Source organism: Halomicronema sp. CCY15110 (assembly GCF_016888165.1).
Taxonomy (GTDB): Bacteria; Cyanobacteriota; Cyanobacteriia; order Phormidesmidales; family Phormidesmidaceae; genus Halomicronema.
In genome coordinates this window covers 24,012-41,290 of the sequence record NZ_JACSWC010000421.1, presented here as the reverse complement: position 1 = coordinate 41,290, position 17,279 = coordinate 24,012, and the positions used below count along the sequence as shown (strand labels likewise).

At 52.8% G+C, this 17,279-nt stretch carries 16 protein-coding genes; 5 read left to right on the top strand and 11 right to left on the bottom strand.

The features are described 5' to 3' along the window. Positions 1-106 precede the first annotated feature (106 nt). A complete protein-coding gene (locus JUK32_RS22435; protein WP_204141099.1) occupies positions 107-1,054 on the top strand; it encodes an alkaline phosphatase family protein in 948 nt (315 codons plus the stop codon). A 126-nt stretch (positions 1,055-1,180) separates the two neighbouring features. On the opposite strand, the gene JUK32_RS22430 is transcribed toward JUK32_RS22435, so the two are convergent. Next, on the bottom strand, positions 1,181-1,381 hold the full coding sequence (locus tag JUK32_RS22430) for a DUF2811 domain-containing protein (protein WP_204141098.1): 201 nt from the start codon (positions 1,379-1,381) through the stop codon (positions 1,181-1,183). Positions 1,382-2,040: 659 nt separating this feature from the next. Then, the gene (sfsA, locus tag JUK32_RS22425) at positions 2,041-2,766 is read right to left on the bottom strand and encodes a DNA/RNA nuclease SfsA (protein WP_204141139.1); all 726 of its coding nucleotides are present in this window, start codon (positions 2,764-2,766) and stop codon (positions 2,041-2,043) included. Positions 2,767-2,855: 89 nt separating this feature from the next. On the opposite strand from sfsA, the gene JUK32_RS22420 reads away from it, so the two are divergent. Together JUK32_RS22420 and JUK32_RS22415 are read left to right on the top strand one after the other, a co-directional pair. Further along, positions 2,856-3,020, top strand: a complete 165-nt coding sequence (locus tag JUK32_RS22420) for a hypothetical protein (protein WP_204141097.1) — start codon at positions 2,856-2,858, stop codon at positions 3,018-3,020. Positions 3,021-4,084: 1,064 nt separating this feature from the next. Further along, entirely contained in the window at positions 4,085-5,053 is a 969-nt protein-coding gene (locus tag JUK32_RS22415) for a glycosyltransferase family 2 protein (protein ID WP_204141096.1), read from the top strand. Between the two features lie 220 nt (positions 5,054-5,273). Here JUK32_RS22415 and JUK32_RS22410 read toward each other — a convergent pair whose 3' ends face one another. Together JUK32_RS22410 and JUK32_RS22405 are read right to left on the bottom strand one after the other, a co-directional pair. Then, positions 5,274-6,053, bottom strand: coding sequence for a nuclear transport factor 2 family protein (locus JUK32_RS22410; protein WP_204141095.1), 780 nt, complete (start codon positions 6,051-6,053; stop codon positions 5,274-5,276). A 155-nt stretch (positions 6,054-6,208) separates the two neighbouring features. Then, positions 6,209-6,988: a 5-formyltetrahydrofolate cyclo-ligase gene (locus JUK32_RS22405; RefSeq protein ID WP_204141094.1), complete on the bottom strand. Its 780-nt coding sequence runs from the start codon at positions 6,986-6,988 to the stop codon at positions 6,209-6,211. A gap of 516 nt (positions 6,989-7,504) precedes the next feature. On the opposite strand from JUK32_RS22405, the gene JUK32_RS22400 reads away from it, so the two are divergent. Next, a complete protein-coding gene (locus JUK32_RS22400; RefSeq protein ID WP_309224605.1) occupies positions 7,505-8,125 on the top strand; it encodes a pentapeptide repeat-containing protein in 621 nt (206 codons plus the stop codon). Positions 8,126-8,152: 27 nt separating this feature from the next. On the opposite strand, the gene JUK32_RS22395 is transcribed toward JUK32_RS22400, so the two are convergent. The 6 genes from JUK32_RS22395 to JUK32_RS22370 all read right to left on the bottom strand — a co-directional run bounded on the left by JUK32_RS22395 (position 8,153) and on the right by JUK32_RS22370 (position 14,378). Then, positions 8,153-9,367 (bottom strand): MFS transporter, encoded by a 1,215-nt coding sequence (locus tag JUK32_RS22395; protein WP_204141093.1) that lies wholly within the window; start codon positions 9,365-9,367, stop codon positions 8,153-8,155. Between the two features lie 441 nt (positions 9,368-9,808). Beyond that, a complete protein-coding gene (locus JUK32_RS22390; RefSeq protein WP_204141092.1) occupies positions 9,809-10,432 on the bottom strand; it encodes an ABC transporter permease in 624 nt (207 codons plus the stop codon). Then, positions 10,432-11,394 (bottom strand): ABC transporter ATP-binding protein, encoded by a 963-nt coding sequence (locus JUK32_RS22385; RefSeq protein WP_204141091.1) that lies wholly within the window; start codon positions 11,392-11,394, stop codon positions 10,432-10,434. Before JUK32_RS22385 ends, JUK32_RS22390 begins: the two co-directional genes overlap by 1 nt. A gap of 116 nt (positions 11,395-11,510) precedes the next feature. Further along, positions 11,511-12,437, bottom strand: coding sequence for a glycine betaine ABC transporter substrate-binding protein (locus JUK32_RS22380; RefSeq protein WP_204141090.1), 927 nt, complete (start codon positions 12,435-12,437; stop codon positions 11,511-11,513). 285 nt (positions 12,438-12,722) lie between these two features. Further along, positions 12,723-13,256, bottom strand: coding sequence for an NYN domain-containing protein (locus JUK32_RS22375; RefSeq protein WP_204141089.1), 534 nt, complete (start codon positions 13,254-13,256; stop codon positions 12,723-12,725). A gap of 663 nt (positions 13,257-13,919) precedes the next feature. Continuing rightward, complete coding sequence (locus JUK32_RS22370; protein WP_204141088.1) at positions 13,920-14,378, bottom strand: hypothetical protein; 459 nt, start codon at positions 14,376-14,378, stop codon at positions 13,920-13,922. Positions 14,379-14,705: 327 nt separating this feature from the next. Between JUK32_RS22370 and JUK32_RS22365 the strand changes: the two genes are divergently transcribed. Continuing rightward, positions 14,706-15,491: a sulfite exporter TauE/SafE family protein gene (locus JUK32_RS22365; protein WP_204141087.1), complete on the top strand. Its 786-nt coding sequence runs from the start codon at positions 14,706-14,708 to the stop codon at positions 15,489-15,491. 63 nt (positions 15,492-15,554) lie between these two features. Here JUK32_RS22365 and JUK32_RS22360 read toward each other — a convergent pair whose 3' ends face one another. Beyond that, positions 15,555-17,189, bottom strand: a complete 1,635-nt coding sequence (locus JUK32_RS22360) for a glycosyltransferase family 39 protein (RefSeq protein ID WP_204141086.1) — start codon at positions 17,187-17,189, stop codon at positions 15,555-15,557. Positions 17,190-17,279 lie beyond the last annotated feature (90 nt).

Sequence of the window (17,279 nt, the reverse complement as noted above, 5' to 3'; positions counted from 1 at the left end):
TACACTCAGGACTCATCCGAGGCCGGATTTGCGGCCACCTCGATCAATCGGCTCGGCCTGGGATCGCGGGAACAGTCGCGAATCTTGTCTGTAAGCTGATCCGTCTATGAAGCCGTCGCTGCCGCCTGATCGCCCGCAATTTATCCTGCTCTTTCTCGATGGGGTGGGGTTGGGCGATCGCGCCACCGATAATCCCCTCGCCATTCCAGAACACACACCCTTTCTCAGTCAATTGTTGGGGAGTCCACTGGTGCGGGAGTTATCGGTGCGTCAACCCCAGGTACTGGCAAAACCCATTGATGCCCGGCTGGGCATTCCCGGCTTACCGCAGAGTGCCACGGGGCAGACGACCCTTTACACCGGCATGAATGCCGCAAAATTTCGGGGGCATCATCAATCGGGGTTTGCCAATGGTTCTTTGCGCCAGCTCATCGAAGCTCACAGCCTATTTCGTCAGGTCATGCAGTTGGGCGGTACGGCCACCCTGGCGAACCTGTACTCGCCCGCCTATTTTGAAGCGATCGCTCAACGCCGCATTCGTTACGCCGTAGGGACGCTGGTGAATCTCACGGCGCAATTGCCCTTTCGGATGCAAAGCGAGTATGAGCAGGAACAGGCCATCTTTTGGGACATCACCGGAGAACTAGCCGCCGCCCGAGGCATCATTACCGCTCCGCCGATTAGCCCCGCCGTCGCCGGACAACGGTTAGCGGCCCTGGGAGGACGTCATACCTTCACCCTATTTGAATGCTTCCTGCCAGACTACGCTGGGCATCGCCAAGATTGGGGAGCCGCGATCGCGGTCTTACAGCGAGTCGATCAGTGTGTGGAAAAGCTTGTGGAAAACTTGCCCACCAACGTCACCCTAGTCATCACCAGTGACCACGGCAACGTCGAAAATTTGACGACTAAACGACACACCCTAAATGCGGTACCGTTAATTGCGATCGGGCCAAATGCTCAAGACTTTCACCCCATTCACGACCTGACCGGAGTCGCCACAGCGATCATGCAGTCTCTACAATCTCCAGCATTATCATCAAACAATTTTTGACATCAGAGTATCTAATAAACGGCATCAGTCAGACTTTCCAAATGTCGTGCAGCTCTCAGCATTCCAACCACGTCACACCTAGCGGGATAAAATACTGAGAGCACTATTGATCACCCTAAAAACCGATCACGCAGCAACATCAAACAAAGTATCCAAATATATTCGAGAAGTCGCACTATCACGCTTGCCATTCTGCAAGAGAAACAGAGAAATCGCTGCCGAAAATACCCGATCCTGATCCCAGTCCGGATGTTTTTCCAAGAAAACAGATAGGGAATCATGCAAATCTTCAGGGATTTCGGAAAGCATGCTAATGCGGCGATACATTCTATAACTCCTAATTGTCAAAGGGGATATCTCTAAGAAACGGAAAATCACAAGAAAAAATCAGAGCAGCGACGAGCTTTCGCGGCCATGGATCTGTGCTGTAGATGTCCCAGAAGGCTTCTAAAAGTAAGACTCAGAATTCCATCAAAAAATTGTCGAGTCTCACCATTCAACTGTTGCTCGCTGTCTATGCATCGAGACAAATTTGCCTCTAAACATAGGTGGAGTTTCCAGCACTCATTTGCTGGTCGCTACATTGTGCGCTACGGGGGGGTAGATGTGTCAACGAAACATCTGTATTGTCGGCTCTTTTGTTTTTCTTAAGATTTACCATGTCAAGCGACTTTGCCCCGTTTTTTTGGAATTTTTGCGCGATAGCAAACTGCTGCTCTAGCTGTATGAGGTTGTGGAAAACTCCAGATTCGCTCAGGACGCTGACGACGGATCTCAAGGATGCTGTTCGATGACTTGTGGAAAAATCTTTCATTCTGGGGAAAAGTCGATTAACCCTGTGGAAACCATGTCTCAGATCTTCCCAGTGTCGTTTTTTTCAGTCGGCGAGCTCAGAAAAACCAGCAGCGTAACGTTTTGTTAACGAGAAGGTGATCGCATTGTGCAAAAGCCTTGAGAGCGGATCCACGATCCGACCTCGATCCCACTCACCAGGCGAGTTTAGCCAATCCCAGATATTGAATTTTTTCAGGGGTAATCTCAAATCGACAGGGCAAAATTTCCAAGCCTGCCGTCTGAGCTTGGCGCAGCAGTTGTCCATATTCCGGATCCGCATCATCTCCCGGAGCAAATTCCGTACAGTCACCCCGATTGATGAAGTACAGCATGACCGATCGCGCACTCGGCAACAGCTGCGTCATTTCCCGCAAATGCTTTTGTCCACGGGTGGTGACCGTATCAGGAAACAAGGCCAGGGTTTGCTTGGCCCAAGTGGTGTTTTTGACCTCAACATAGATGGAGCGATCGCCCTCGCTCTCCAGTAAAAAGTCAATCCGGCTTTTGCCGTCGGTGCCATATTTCACTTCTGATCGCACCTTGCCGTAGTCACCTAACTCGGGAAATAAACGAGCCTCCAGGGCCGATTTGATCACACGATTGGGCAAAGCCGTATTCGTTCCCACCCAAGTGGGCTCATTATCGTGCACCTCTGTGAGTTCCCAGGTGTAGGCCAGCTTGCGCTTAGGATTATCACTCCGCGACACCATGACTCGCCCTCCCACGTGGCAGACCCCCGTCATCGGGCCAGTATTGGGGCAGTGAGCGGTAATCACTTCGCCGCTATCCAGTTCAATATCAGCCAGGAACCGTTTGTAGCGTTTGAGTAACTTGCCAGAGTAAAGCGGCGGAAAAGAATAAGACCAGTTCAATGTCATTGGCGTGACGATATTCATCTCTGATGTATGACTGCCTTTTTGAGCGCCCACGCTGGGCGGGGCTGGCGACGTTTTGACGCCTTGGCTCTATGGCTGGTTCTTGGTCTTGTGCCAGCTTTAATGTGCTCAAGACTCAGTCCACACCACATTTATTAGAATCCCACGAGTCTGCTCGCTTCGTCTCCAACCAACGCGATCGGGAATCGATGGCAGCGATCGCGACCCCTTTCACTGTCGCTGCCTCCTCTCAATAAAAGGTGGCGCGGGAAGCCTGTGCCCGCCTGCGGCTCACATTCCCGTTGGGTCAAGACGGTTCTCTTAGATGTACGGTGTGAGCCGCCGCCGACCTGCGCAGAACAGACATCTTCGTGGAGGAAAATCTGCTAGCAAAGAGATTCCCAAGCATCGTTAAAAGGAGGTAGGAAAAGGAGGCCGGTTGGAATGGGCACCTCGGCCATCCAAAGACAGATTCAGCGACTGCCCCGACGACCCATCAGGTCAAACGTGATTAGGAGAGCAGCGCCGAAACTATATCCCCAAGCATCTCGATTTCGACTGCGCTTACCCGGCCGGCGTCGAGACTTGAGCGGAGGCCAAACTTGACGAGGGGCATTGCATTCTCAAACGCGTTTCCAGAGACCACAGGTCAGCTTTTTGATGCTGGATGATGCCTGGAGACCTCAGCTTGCCGCCACCATGTAGCCTAGTACTTGGTGGCGGAAGTTTTCCTACCCCTTGGCAGGACTCCACCTGTAACCGTAAACCTTGCACCCGGTGCCCTAGCCATCGCCGATAGTGGATATATTTACGCCGACCTCTACTAGTTGGTCAAATCGTCAGCGGCGTCAGCCCAACAGGGTCAGGAAACTTGGCGCAGAAAATCGTTCGGCCTACTGGCAGGTCACTAGAGATCACGGATTAAGCCCGCACGCAAATTCTCTCTTCATTGGAGAATAGCAACTATGTTGCTATGATAAACCGGACATTTTTGTCTAATCATGAAGAGTCGAGTTGCCATAGATGACTACAGCATCGACAATGCCAGTTATTCCTCTTTAGCTGAAGTCACAAGGTTCAAATTGCACAATAGACAGTATTACTACAGGATAGGTTTGATGCAATCGAATAAATGTAAGTCTGCTCATCGTATCAAATCTCCTAAATTCTTACCCTCTGCGTAAAATCAAGTCCATAGTCCATTGCAATTGAACTATTCCCGATAATGTTTGCCTGTTTTCTAAGACCGTTCACTTTCCCATAACCATCAGTTAATGAATGAACAATTGAAGTAAATCAGCTTTTTGTATAAGGATTAGAGATGAAACTTTCAGTCGTGCTTGCCGTCTATAATGCAGAAGGCACCCTCGGTGAACAGTTGGCAGCATTAGCTCGACAAACATGGGACGAGCCATGGGAACTCATCGTTGTCAACAATGCTTCAAAAGATCAGACCAAAGCAATTGCTGAAAGTTTTTACTCTAAAATTCCAACCTTAAAAATTATTGATGCCTCCCAACGTAAAGGAGCCGCTTATGCCAGGAATCAGGGGGTCGAAGTCGCTCAGGCTAAAATGATTGCCTTTTGCGATGCTGATGATGTTGTGCGCGATAACTGGGTGGCTGAAATTGCCGCAGCAATTGAGCAAAATGGCTTTGTTTGTGGCCCGATGAGTGTCTCGGCCCTAAACCCCGAATGGCGCGTTCAAGAACCTGTTTCGGTCAGAGTCGGTGAAGAACTGTTCCATGCCAGCGATTTATTCGAGCACCAGTTTCCCCCCTTCCCCGAAGATGGTTTCTTTAAGACTGGAGCTTCGTGCAATATGGGGGTTCTAAAATCGATCCACCAGGATATCGGCGGGTTTGATGAAGACTTTCTTCGGGATCAGGATCGGGATTACTGCATTAGAGCGCAGCTTAAAGGCTACAGGTTGTATTTTGCACCTCGGGCCATTGTTGAGTATCGGTATAAGTTGAGCTTGCGCGATACTTTTTCCCAGTTTCGCGGTTGGGGCAAGTGGCTGATGTTAATCCCTAGGAAATATGCGCCGCCGACTAGCCTCAGGAAAAAAATCAGCTATGTTTTCGGCGGTTGGTGGCCCGTCCCGCTGGAACTGATGAAAATCCGGAGCAGAGCAGGATTATTTGCGTTCACTGCCGGTTTTGCTCATCGATTAGGTCAATCTCAGGGGTGTATTGAGTTTATGGTGCTACCGGATATCAAAAGCTGGTTTGCTACTAGGTTTGGCAAAAGTACACAGGTTGAAGGTGTGGCCAATCAAGATCCATAGAAAAAATGGATTCCAGCAAGCTGCCATCCATTGCCAGGTGAACATGCCCCTTGAGGATACGAGTACGAGAACGCACAATTACGATACTTACAACGTTTCACGGCTGACGGACGGAGCTGGTTGAACAGTCCGATGCAGTTCAATTGTTCACGACGTCAAATTAGAGTGAGCTTGGAGCGCGATCGCTCATGCCTCCTGGGTGTGTTCAAGAAAACTACGCTCAATCTGCCTGTACGTTCAGTCTTCGCGTATCGATGACGATACCGTCTTCTCTCACAATGACCGCTGAAACCCAACGCTGGTCAGGCTCGTTGGGGGCAGTGCCAATTTTGAACAAGCCGCCCGCTGTGAGTGCTTCCAAGTTGACAGGGCGAGGCGTCAAAAAATCAGTTGCTGTGACGCCTTCGTCAAAGGCGAGACCCAGCAATAGGCGATCGCCTAACGGGGCGCTAACGATCGCGTCATAGGCAAATCGACTTCCGGGAGTCACGGTTTCAGGAAGTTGCACCGTGATGTCGGGGGGCATGACGCCGGCAATCAACTGATTTTCTTCTGACAAAATTTCTTGGGCCGCGAGTTGCCCATTTTCATAGCGCTGCTGCGATCGCACAGTGGCGGTCATGGTCATGGCGCGACTCGCGATCAAGCGCGTACCCTCAACGGTGGTCAGCGTTTCAGCAACGAGTGCGGTCCCCTCACGCTCCCAAGTCACCAACTCGACGTCGTAGACCAGGTCAGTATGTTGCGCCCAAAATTCCTCAAGGGTGGTTTGATATTGGTCGCGCGTAAAGCCATCGGGGCCGACAAAGTCAGGGCTATACAACGTCATGAGCTCGGCTAAATCTTGCGCATTAGCGGCAGTTTCAATCGCCGTAATGGCATCTATCAGTTCGGCGGGGGCTGTTTCCGGAGTAGCCGCCTGGCCTGGAAAACTCATCGCTCCGCCCAGGATGGCGCTCGCGCCAGCGACAATCATCAGCGTTTTGGAACAGCTCACCATCGACAACTCTCGGTTACGGATTTACTTCTGCTACCTAACATAGCGCGGAAATCGCGAGTCCAAACGGTTACCACAGGCAAGGCGGTCAGGTTGAGCACCAGGAATGATTTTTCAGGGGAGCTCGGCGATCAACAATGGCTCTATCCGCACCCCCCTCACTCATCATCAGAGGGCAATTGACGCTGTTGCCGTAGCAATTGCAGGGCCGGAATCTTACGGAGCTGGTCGGGTTGGAGCGTGGCCCAGTCGAGACCGGTGGGGCGGGGCCAGGTGGAGTGGGTGGCGATCGCCGTCTCCGGTGTGACAATCCAATCGAGAGGCCAGTCGTGGCGTTGCATGGGGAGGCGATCGCCCTCCACAATTTGAAGACGATGCACTGTGGTCACAATCGGGGTAGCGGGGTACACCAACCCCGCCTCGCGCAGCATCGCCAACTCTAAATCGGCGAACCCCGCCCCTTTGCCCGTACGGCCCCCTTGCCGACTGACCGCCACACAGCCCACCACCACCAGGTCAATCGGCTGCATCTCTTCAAAAGTGACCCATTCGCCATGAATTAAGGCGTCGCGCATGTTGGCCGCTTGCAACAATGGAATACCTTTGGCTGCTAACGATCGCCGCTGTAACGCGACAAAACAACGCGGTTTCGCCAGTCGCGGCACCGCCATATACAGCAGTTTGCCAGCTTCTAGCGCTCGCCACCGCACCGACTTTTGGGGCGCATCAGGATTACATTTCACCACCTGGGCAGCTTGCCAAATCGGCAATTCGGCTAACTTAGCCGCTGCCACAGCGGCATCGATAAAGTGTGGAATATGCCCCACCGGATCACGCTGAACCGCTCGTTGTTCGGTTAATAAGGCCCAGATGGTTTGGCGCAACTGATCCTTGTCGTGGTTACGCCCCTGCCACTCTGTCGACGGTGAGGAGGTCATGTGCTTTGCCCATCGCGATCAAGTTCTAACCATTGACGCATATCTCATTAGAAATGAGGATCAAATCACATTCAAATGGTTCGGGCAGACATCTTGCCTGCCTTGGGGCAGCCGAGACGGCTATCCCAACTTATTCAACCCTCATGCCTTAGGGTTGGTTTGCTCAGATGCTCCGCCCAGGTTGGCGGACCGAAATCACCGCGTCGTGAGATGCAGACCTCAGTGTTGATACAGACAGCAGCTGGGCATCACAAACGTAAAGTCTTGACGGAAAGCGACCGATTTTTCGCGCAAATTAAGCCACAATTAAAGGATAGATGCCTTGATGGCGGCGATCGCCGTTGGCCTCTGTGCCCTGATCGTCAGGTGTCCCCTTTGCATCCTACCGTCACGAATGCGGCGTCCCCTCGAGTTGGTTCATCGACATGAAATGCTGGGAAGCCGCAGCTCTGAACCCAGATCAGCGCAACGGCGGTTAACCGCCCCAGCATTACCGACATCCCCCGCAAGGCTGCCGTGAAATCACCGATTCGCCATCCCCAACAGTTGCTTGATGCTTACCAGGCAGGCCAGGAAAGCTTTAGCGATTTAGTCTTAAAAGCGGCTGATTTGCGTGGGGTTTACCTCCCTTTCATCAATCTCGAATCTGCCAACTTAGACCATGCTGATTTGCGTCACGCTATTTTGACCGGGGCATCGCTCATGCGCGTCCGCTTACAAGCCGCGCGACTCGACCAAATCAACTTAATTGCCGCTGACCTCATTCGAGCCAATCTGCACCAAGCCTGTCTCAAAGATGCCCTGTTATCATCAGCCAACCTGTGCGGGGCCGATCTCAGCGGGGCCAACCTACAGCAGGCCATATTGGCCGGGGCCAATCTCAATGGCGCTAACCTGCGCGGGGCCGATCTCACCGGGGCTAACTTGTCGGGGGCATCACTCTTTGGCACCAATTTGATGGGGGCCAATCTTCAAGACGTGCCGCTTGACGAAGCCAAGATGAGCTACACCATCATGCCCGATGGCTATTGCCTCGTCGGCGAAAATAAAATTGATGATGACCCCAACAAAGCCAGCGTCTCGATCGCCAATATCTCGGCCTACTCGCGTTTGGCCAAACACTTTCGTAACGACTAGATGAAGGCGAGTGGGTGACACTGCTGCCTATTTAGTGGAGGGGGCTGGTACTGACTCCCGCAAACTGAGTGCAAACCAGGCGACGCCGATGGTCAGCACCCCAGTGATCCAAAAGGGGAGACCGTAGCCAAAGCTCACCAGTACCCCCGCGATCGCGGGGCCGATCGCATTCGACAAACTGAGAAACGAGGCGTTGGTACCCAGCACTTCTCCTTGTTCCTGCGGCCCACTGCGCAGCGACAAAATGGATTCGATCAACGGCAGCGGAAAGGAATTGACCGCGGCAAAAATCACTGTGATTAAGACAAATGCTTGAATGGTCGGAAACGCCGGAATCAGCAAAAAACAGACGCCCCTGGCCGCCAACATAAACGCCAAAATATTGACGATGTTGAAGCGTTGGCGCAGCGGCTCCAGGCCAAAGACCTGAGCCATAAAGCCGATAATGCCAAATACGGCAAAAATGAGGGCGAGTCGTCCCGGCGTTTGTTCCAAAATATTCAAGAAAAAGGGCTGAAACGCGAAGGTAAAAATCGTGAAGGTGAAGCCGCTCAGAAAAGTCACGAGAAAGGTGCGGCCAAAGCGGGGATTTTGGAGCGATCGCCCAATGCGGCCCAACTTAAAATCGGACCAGGCCAATTCAAACTTTTCGCACACTTCGTGAGTTTCTGGCAAACAAACGGCGCAGAGAATCGTTGCCATGAGGGCGATCGCCGCTGACACCATAAAACTCATGCCCAAAGATGAGATGCCGGGTAGCGGTGGCACCACCTGCGCCAAATAACTCAACGGTGGCCCCGCCACAAACCCGAGGCGAAATGTTGCGCCAAAAATGCCGAATGCCTGAGTCCGCTGAGCGGGATTCGTCATGTCGCTGATGATGGCTTGCGCGATCGAATTATTCCCCCCAGTCACTCCATCCAGCACCCTGGCGAGAAATAAAAACCAAGCAAAGGGAGCCAAACTCGCCATCAGATTGGCCAGCACGGTACCCAGCAAACTCAGAATCAGCAATGGTTTACGCCCGACCCGATCCGACAAGCGACCCAAAATCGGTGTCCCGATGAACTGCGAAGCGGCATACGCAGTGGTCAGCAAACTGGCCTGAAAGTCGCTCAGGCCAAACTGTTTGGCATAGGGATACAACACCGGAATGATGATGGTGAAGCTGACCGCATTAATAAACGCGACGAGCGTAATAATCCAAAAGCGCCACGGTAAACGGTTCGAGCGATCGGCCATAGTCCCTCTGCAACAACGCCCGTTCCATCATGACGGAAGATGGGAAGTAACGGCGATAGGCAAAGCCCGGATCTGGGCTGCCGCGATCGCCGTTACCTCACAGCAGGGGCAACAACCGGATGGTCACAGGAGGCCACTGTAGTCTGGCAGTGCCCGGGCAGCAATCGGGCGTTGTTGCCATGGCAGGCCCCAAGGCTTAATCCCCTAAAAGCAGGCTCGCTCATTGCTACTAAAGGCGTCCAGCAAGTCTGGTAAGCGATCGCAGCGACACGGAAAGCTCTCGTAAAGGCCTCAGCGAAATTGGCGTAACGTTTCCAGATGGGTTGGCATCAGGGGTAGAGCATAGAGATTCAGCCCTTCTACCCCTTTCCTAGTCTTCAGTCACCCTGATGGTCCAAAGTCAAATTCGTACACTAGATGTGAACTCACCGCCTGGCTTCTCTACTGCTGATTGGCTGGCTGACTGCACTGTTCGAGCCAGAGCAGCAGACCATTTAAGGCAAAAGCAAGGATGGCGACGGCGATCGAGCCGGCCCAGATTTTGTCGATGCGATTCGTTTGAATGCCGTCGAATAGCAGTCGGCCTAAGCCACCAGCGTTAAACTTGGCCCCAATGGTGGCGATCGCGATCGCCACCACAGCAGAAATTCTTACCCCCGCTACAAACACGGGCAGCACCAACGGCACCTGGACCCACCACCACCGTTGCCAGAGGCTCATCCCCATACCACGAGCGGCTTCCAGGACTGAGCGGTCAATGCCCTCCAGCCCCACGGTCAGGTTGCGCACCAAAATCACCTGGGTATAGATCACCATCGCGACAATGACCGAAGTCGCATTCAGCCCAAACACCGGCACCAGAAAAATAATCAGCGCCAGACTGGGAATGGTGTAGAAAATTCCCAACAGTCCCATCACGGGAACCGATAGCCAACGCACGCGATTGATCAACAGCGCAATGGGGACGGCAATCAAAATTGCGATCGCGAGGGCAGTGAGCGTCATCTGTAAATGCTGCCAGACCAGGGTGGCGATTTCACCGGGATGGTTCAGCAAGTAGGCCATTAGCAGTTCGGCTCCCGCGCGCAGGTGCGAATGTGATCTAGCGTCAGTCGCCCGACGGGTTTGCCCTGATCGACAACGGCTAGTTCTGGAGCGCCCGTTTTCAAAATGATGGATAAAGCATCACGCAAGTTCGCATTCGCCTCAACCGCAGGATGCTGATCGGCATGAAACGGATCGGGGAGGGGCAGTAACGCCGCATCAACCGACACCTGGCCTAACTGACGCACCATATCATCGGCCCCCAGAAGTTGATGGACAAAGGGATCGGCAGGTTGCGTGAGGAGCTTGAAGGGCGTGTCAAATTGAACGATGCGGCCCGCATTCATCACAATAATGCGATCGCCCAACCGTAGCGCCTCATCGACATCGTGGGATACAAACAGGATGGTCTTTTTCAGGTGTTGATGCAGGCGCAAAATCTCGGCTTGCAGAGCGCTGCGGGTAATGGCGTCAATGGCTCCAAAGGGTTCATCCATCAGCATGTAGTCCGGATTCCCCGCCAGAGCGCGGGCGATGCCGACTCGCTGTTGTTGCCCGCCCGACAACTGGGCTGGGTAGCGATCGCGATAATCGGCGGGCGGCAGCTTCACCAACTGTAGGAGCTCATCGACCCGAGCTTGAATTTTCTGCGCCGGCCACTTGAGCAACTTGGGCACGACGGCAACATTATTCGCCACCGTCATGTGGGGAAATAACCCCGATTGTTGAATCACATAGCCAATTTTTTGCCGCAGTGTAGTCGGGCGTAGTGCTTTGATATTTTTCCCCGCCATGGTGATGCGCCCTTTGGTGGGCTCATAAAGGCGATTCACCATTTTCAGCAGCGTCGTTTTGCCGCAGCCCGAAGGCCCCAAAATGACCACTAACTCCCCGGACTGAATTTCACAAGTCACCTGATCGACAGCTGGGCGCGCCATCCCCGAAAATTTCAGCGTGACCTGTTCAAATAAAATATTGCCCATCACAAACCTAGAGAATGGCCGGAATTATAGGTGTTGGCGCGATCGCTGCCGTCAATTTAGCGACCCCAAAGGAGTGCGAACCCGTCAACCACAGTTCAGTAAGCTATCCAAACGCTTTACTCAGAGTCATTCGCTGCGGCTTCCAGCAGTCCTGACTCCTGTAAAAATTGCTGCGCCACAACCTCGGGCTCTTGGGCTTCGCCAGTGACTTGATAGTTAAGCGACTGCATCACTGCGTCGGTAATCAAAGGCGCTAGCCCATTCAAGATATCTTGGACTTCAGGATTAGCATCTAACGTCTCTTGGCGCACCACAGGAGCAACCTGATAAGGCGGGAAGAGTTGCTGATCGTCTGCCAAAACGACGAGGTCAAAGGCACTAATTTCGCCATCTGTCCCAAACGCCACCGCGACATCGGCTTCACCATCGACCAAACCTCTATAACGCAACCCAGCATCAACGGCTTTGTAACTATTGAGTTGAAAATCTCCGTAAGCCGCCTGGAGGCCAGGCAAGCCGTCTTCTCGGACTTCAAATTCAGGCGGGCCAATCAAGGTGAGGTCGCTGGCTTGGGCCGCAAAATCCGAAATTGTCGTAATGCCCAGTTCGCTAGATCTCTTCTGGGTCATCGCCAGAGCCTGGGTGTTATTCATCGGCGACGGCTCTAGCCAAACCAGATTGAACTGTTCTTTGTACTGGGTAGAAACGGTTTCGTACACCGCTGCCGGATCGCTATCCACTTCAGCTTTTAGAACGGTCAATAAGCCGGTGCCCGTATATTCAGGATACAAATCAATTTCGCCGCTTTCGAGCGCCGCTTGGGCCACCGGTGTGCCCCCTAAATTCAGCTTGCGTTCAACCTGATAGCCGGCGTCTTCGAGCACTAGGGCATACATTTCGCCCAGGATTAGCTGCTCAGTAAAATCTTTTGAGCCTACGCGAATGACATCGTTACCGCCGGTATTGCCTGCGCAAGCGACAGTGACAAATGCCGCGCAGATAAATAGGGCCACTGGGGACAGCCAACGTCGCCAAATTCTCATCAGTTCAGTCTCTTCTAACAGTCGTAACTTCAGTCAATATACGCCTTTGAGAATAGCATTCGATTTCGGTGGCCCAGCGATCGCGTCCCATTGCGTTGCTTGATCGCAATATCCGCGACTAACAGCGACTGACTTAACAGCACGACAGCAATTCTCAATGATGGCTGTCGCTACCTTAGTAATACCGCTCACGCTGAGCCCCGTCATCAGGAATAAACGCTGGCAGGAGATGAGGTTACCGCCACCCAAAAACCGTTAATGGTATACGTGGCCCCTTCGGCCAACCTAATGATAGCTATCTCGCTTTTCAATGGCTTTGCGAATGCTGTTTAAGTCGATGTAGCGATCGGTGGCGTTTCGCAACTCGCGGGCGATCATCCCCTCAGTGGAAACAACCGTAATGTGGGTATTTTTCGACCGTAGGAGTTCGATCGCCCGTTCAAAATCGCCATCGCCGCTGAACAGCACCACGCGATCGTATTGCTCAACGGTATTAAACATATCGACCACAATTTCGATGTCGAGATTGGCCTTTTGGGAATAGCGTCCCGAGTTATCGTCGTAGTACTCTTTCAGAATTTTGGTCCGCACCGTATAGCCCAGGCTGATCAGCGCATCCCGAAAGCCGCGTTGATCCTGCGGATCTTTGAGGCCGGTATACCAAAAGGCATTCACTAAGCTCAGTCCACCATCTTCTGCGGTGAAATGTTCTAACACCCGTCTGGGGTCGAAAAACCAGCCGTTCTTTTGCTGAGCATAAAACATATTATTGCCATCGACAAAGACGGAAAGGCGTTGTGTCGCAACGGATAAGGGCATAAATTTGGGGAGTTTGATTACAGGGAAAATTTCACGGGTTATTGATTCAGATTAACTATGAAGTCATATTTTCAGCGATCGCTCTAAAGCACATAGAATAGTCAACGAAACCATTCAGCAGGCTTGTGGGCCTACCGATGGCAGCAGCACCTCATGAGCGCTAAAGGCTAAAAGACGAAATTTACAGCTTGGATAGAGAGACTAACCACGCTGTAGCTGAAAGGGTATATAAGGCTTAGTAAAATTTGCTTTAGCGAAGCTTATATAACGAAATCACTTTCCCATGTAGACTTTTCAGACTGCGTCAATATAGCGAATAAACATTCATGAGTAAGCATATGAAGCCTATTATAGCGGCTATTTTGCCTGCAGTAAGTCCAAACCCAGCACCAATCTGGCGACATGCGTTGGGCCTGAAATCACCCAGGTCAATAAAAACCATGGCTGGGGTGCATCCTCAGAGTCACCCAGCCATGGTTAAGAGTCGCAATCTGGCCTACCAGCCAGTTGCCAATTCCAATTGGGGGATACCCTCGCCTGGATTCCCTGTGGCCCCTACTCCCTATTGAACTGGGAGGCTGAATGCAGTTTGGTGACATCACACTTTCACGCCACCGACGCTGCACGCTTCCCTTGCCAGGGCCACACGACGAACTAATGGGACTAGAGCTTTTTGTGGGTATGGGCGTGCTGTCGCACATTGTCTTCGGCCTTGACAATGTTCTTAAAGTTGAGGATGCGCTTCTTTTCTGTAGAGTGGTTCAGGTCGGTGTGCTGGGTACCAACTGCCATCAGTGATTTGGCCTCAGGGTGACCGTCATAGGTACGGGCCGACGCAATGACGCGATCGCGGTAGTTTTCACAGAGACGCACATCAGCCATACTGGCTTGGTTCATGAACTGGTCACTTTGCAAGTCACCCAAAGTCGTCGCCATCACCACCTCATAGGCCGTGGGAATGCCCAGAAAAAGCGATTCCAAGTAAGCCGAGGGGATGGGTTCTAAAACCTTGATACTTTCGAGTTCGTCATCAACGCGGCGAAAGCAGATCGCCACCCCCACCACCACATAGGCTGAAGCAGTCAGTTCGGGCGCGGCATCAAGAATCGCGTTTGAAGTCATAGGAAAGAATTGAATTGAATAATTCGCCAGGTTTCCAAGTGGAATCACCGACTTAATGCTTAAGCTAGCGGCTTTTAGCCCCATCCCTGACTACAGTTTGCAAAACAAAAAATTCGCTTTGTAACAACCTTGCCGGTTCTGTGGCGCAGAGGGCTCTCTCGTTGCGATTGAGTTGGGGTGTAAGTTATTCGAGTGCAGACATCCAGCCCACGCTCATCAAATCCTTGGGCCAAGCTGAGGCGGTAATCCTGGGCTGGGTACTCTAAACTAACTTAAAGAATAGTTAAGCAATTTAACTACCCTGCAACTCGGATTTGGCCGCTAACTATGCCACCGCTTTCCCTTGATCTATCCACGACAGTTATTGCTTTGTTAATTTCTGGAGCAAGTTTTGTCGCCTGGTTTTTCAGTATGTTGGCCGGGGGCGGTAGTCCGTTTATTCTGATTCCCCTGTTATCGGTGTTGTTGGGCACCCAGGCCGTGGCTCCGGTCATCACCACGGGCCTGCTAATTGGCAACACGCAGCGGAGCCTATTCTTTTGGCGGGAAATTGATTGGCGAGTGACGGCCTGGTATTTGCCGGGGTGTTTGGCGGGTTCCATGCTGGGGGCATGGATCTTTGCTTGGGTGCAGGTTGATTGGCTCCAAATTTTGCTCGGGGTGGCGCTGCTGGGCATGGTGGCCAATTATTGGCTCAGTAAGGTGTTGAACTGGAGCGATCGCCCCTTTCCCATCCCAGCCTGGTACTTTCTTCCAGTCGCCTTTCTCAACTCGATTGGTTCTGCCCTCATCGGGAGCACTGGCCCCATCATGAACCCGATGTACTTTTCCTACGGGCTGGAAAAAGAGGCCATGATCGCCACGAAAGCTTCAAACAAAGCCTTTCTGCACATTTTTAAGCTGCTGAGTTACACCGTGCTCGGGGTGCTGCGACCCGAATATATTGGTTACGGTTTGTTGATTGGTTTAGGGGCAGTGCCCGCGAATCTCCTGGGCAAGTGGGTGCTGGAGCGGATTAGTAATGAGCAGTTTCAGCAGATGGTGTATGCCTTTGTAGCGGTCAGCGGCGTCGTCATGATTTGGGAGCAACGCAGTTGGTTTTTGGCCTGGTAATTCTGCCGCACTTCGCAGAGGCCATTTACTTGGCTGATCTACGTTTCGAGGGTTTGGCGGCGGCTATGGATAGGGATATTCATACGCCGTATTCATGTTCTCAGCCCGGTAAACCAGTATGGTTTCAGCTTTGACGCCCCCCCGAGAGAGCTCTATTTCACCAATGGGTTCTAGATTAGCGAAATAGGGCTGAAATTCCGCCCTCAGCTCATCGCGGTCGGGGTGCAGACTCGCAAGGGTGATGTAGAGGGCAGTTTGACCACGCCACTGGTCGGGGGCATGCCAGAAGGCAAAGCCCCGGGGATCTTGACTAAAAGCGGTGATGGGTTTTTGCGCTAACGGATACAGCGCCATATCGACATAGCCAGACAGATAGAATTCGTCGGTGAAAACGAAGTCAGCGTCGGCTAGGGCGGTTTGCAAAAGGGCGGCTTGGGCAAACCGCGATCGCAACTGCCCCACATTCAGCAGCGTTGTGGAACCATCCTGTTCGATCGGCACGAGTCCACCCAATAGGGCATAGTTACTGGGCTTTTGTAAAAAACCTAGGTTTAAATGCAGCAGTGCCACCAGGGCCAATGCCCCTAAAACCATGGCCGTGCCGCCCAGCCAGCGCTTTACAGTGTGCGATCGCCAGTGACTAGCGGCATGGGCTAACAAAATCGTCATGCCCCAAAAACCAGGCGCAGGCCAAGCCGGATAAATCGCTTGTTTCCCCCCTAGCAAGGTGAATCCGACGGCGATGGGGAGCGACAACCAGAGGATTAAACCGAGGCGATCGCGGGCCACCCGTTCGCCCGCACTCATGGGGGGTTGCAAGATGCTTTGAATCCGCTCTAGCAGCGCCTTGGCGGTACACCACCAGAGGGGTAGGCCAATGGTTGGGAATAAATATAGCAGCCCCAGTCCCCAGGTGCCGAGCGCATCAAGCGGACGGTAAGGGTTCGGGGTGCCATTGCCATCAAACCGCAAAAATAGATGAAAGCGAAACGAGAACCAGGCGTTTTGCGCGTTCCACCACCAGAGCGGTGTGAGCGTCAGGCCAAACAGCAGCAGCGACACCAGCAACCAGGGCGACCCAAAAACTTTGCGGGTGCGATCGCTCGTGAGGCAAAAGCCCACCAAGCCGGCCCCGAGCAGGAAGCCGTGATATTTGCTCAGGCAGGCCAGGCCAACGGTCAGGCCGATCAGCGCGACTCGATAAGTCGGTTGATACGTCGCCTTTCTTAAAGAGGAGGCGGAGGAGAAGCGATCGGGAATGAATTCCCACGCGGCGAGCAAAAAGGTCAGCGTCCAGAAAAAGATGAGGCCGTTGTCAGGCGAGGTGAGCACGCCAAACGCAATCCAAAAGATGGGAGCGATGGAGCCAATGGCGATCGCAAGCACCCCCGTTTTTTCATCAAACAGATGTCGCGCCACGACATACAGCAACAGCAAACTCAAGGGATAGAGCAGCAGCGCCCCCACGCGAATGGTCAGAGCGGCCCCGGTGCCGATGGGCCACCACCCGACGCCAGTGGTGAGGGCCACCATTAGCGGATGATCAAAATAGCTCCAGGCCAGATGACGACTATAGAGGTAGTAATAGGCTTCATCGAAACCCACGGGTAAAAACGTGGCGACGATCAGACGAAAAACGAAGCCGCCCCCTAGCCACCACCAAACCGCGCGGGAAACTTGAGGGACGAGAAGTTTCATAACAGTACAGACCCAATCATCAGGCAGCGCGATCGTGAGGCGGAAAAACAGGAGGCGGCGGGTATTTTTGAGCGATCGCAGATAAAATGT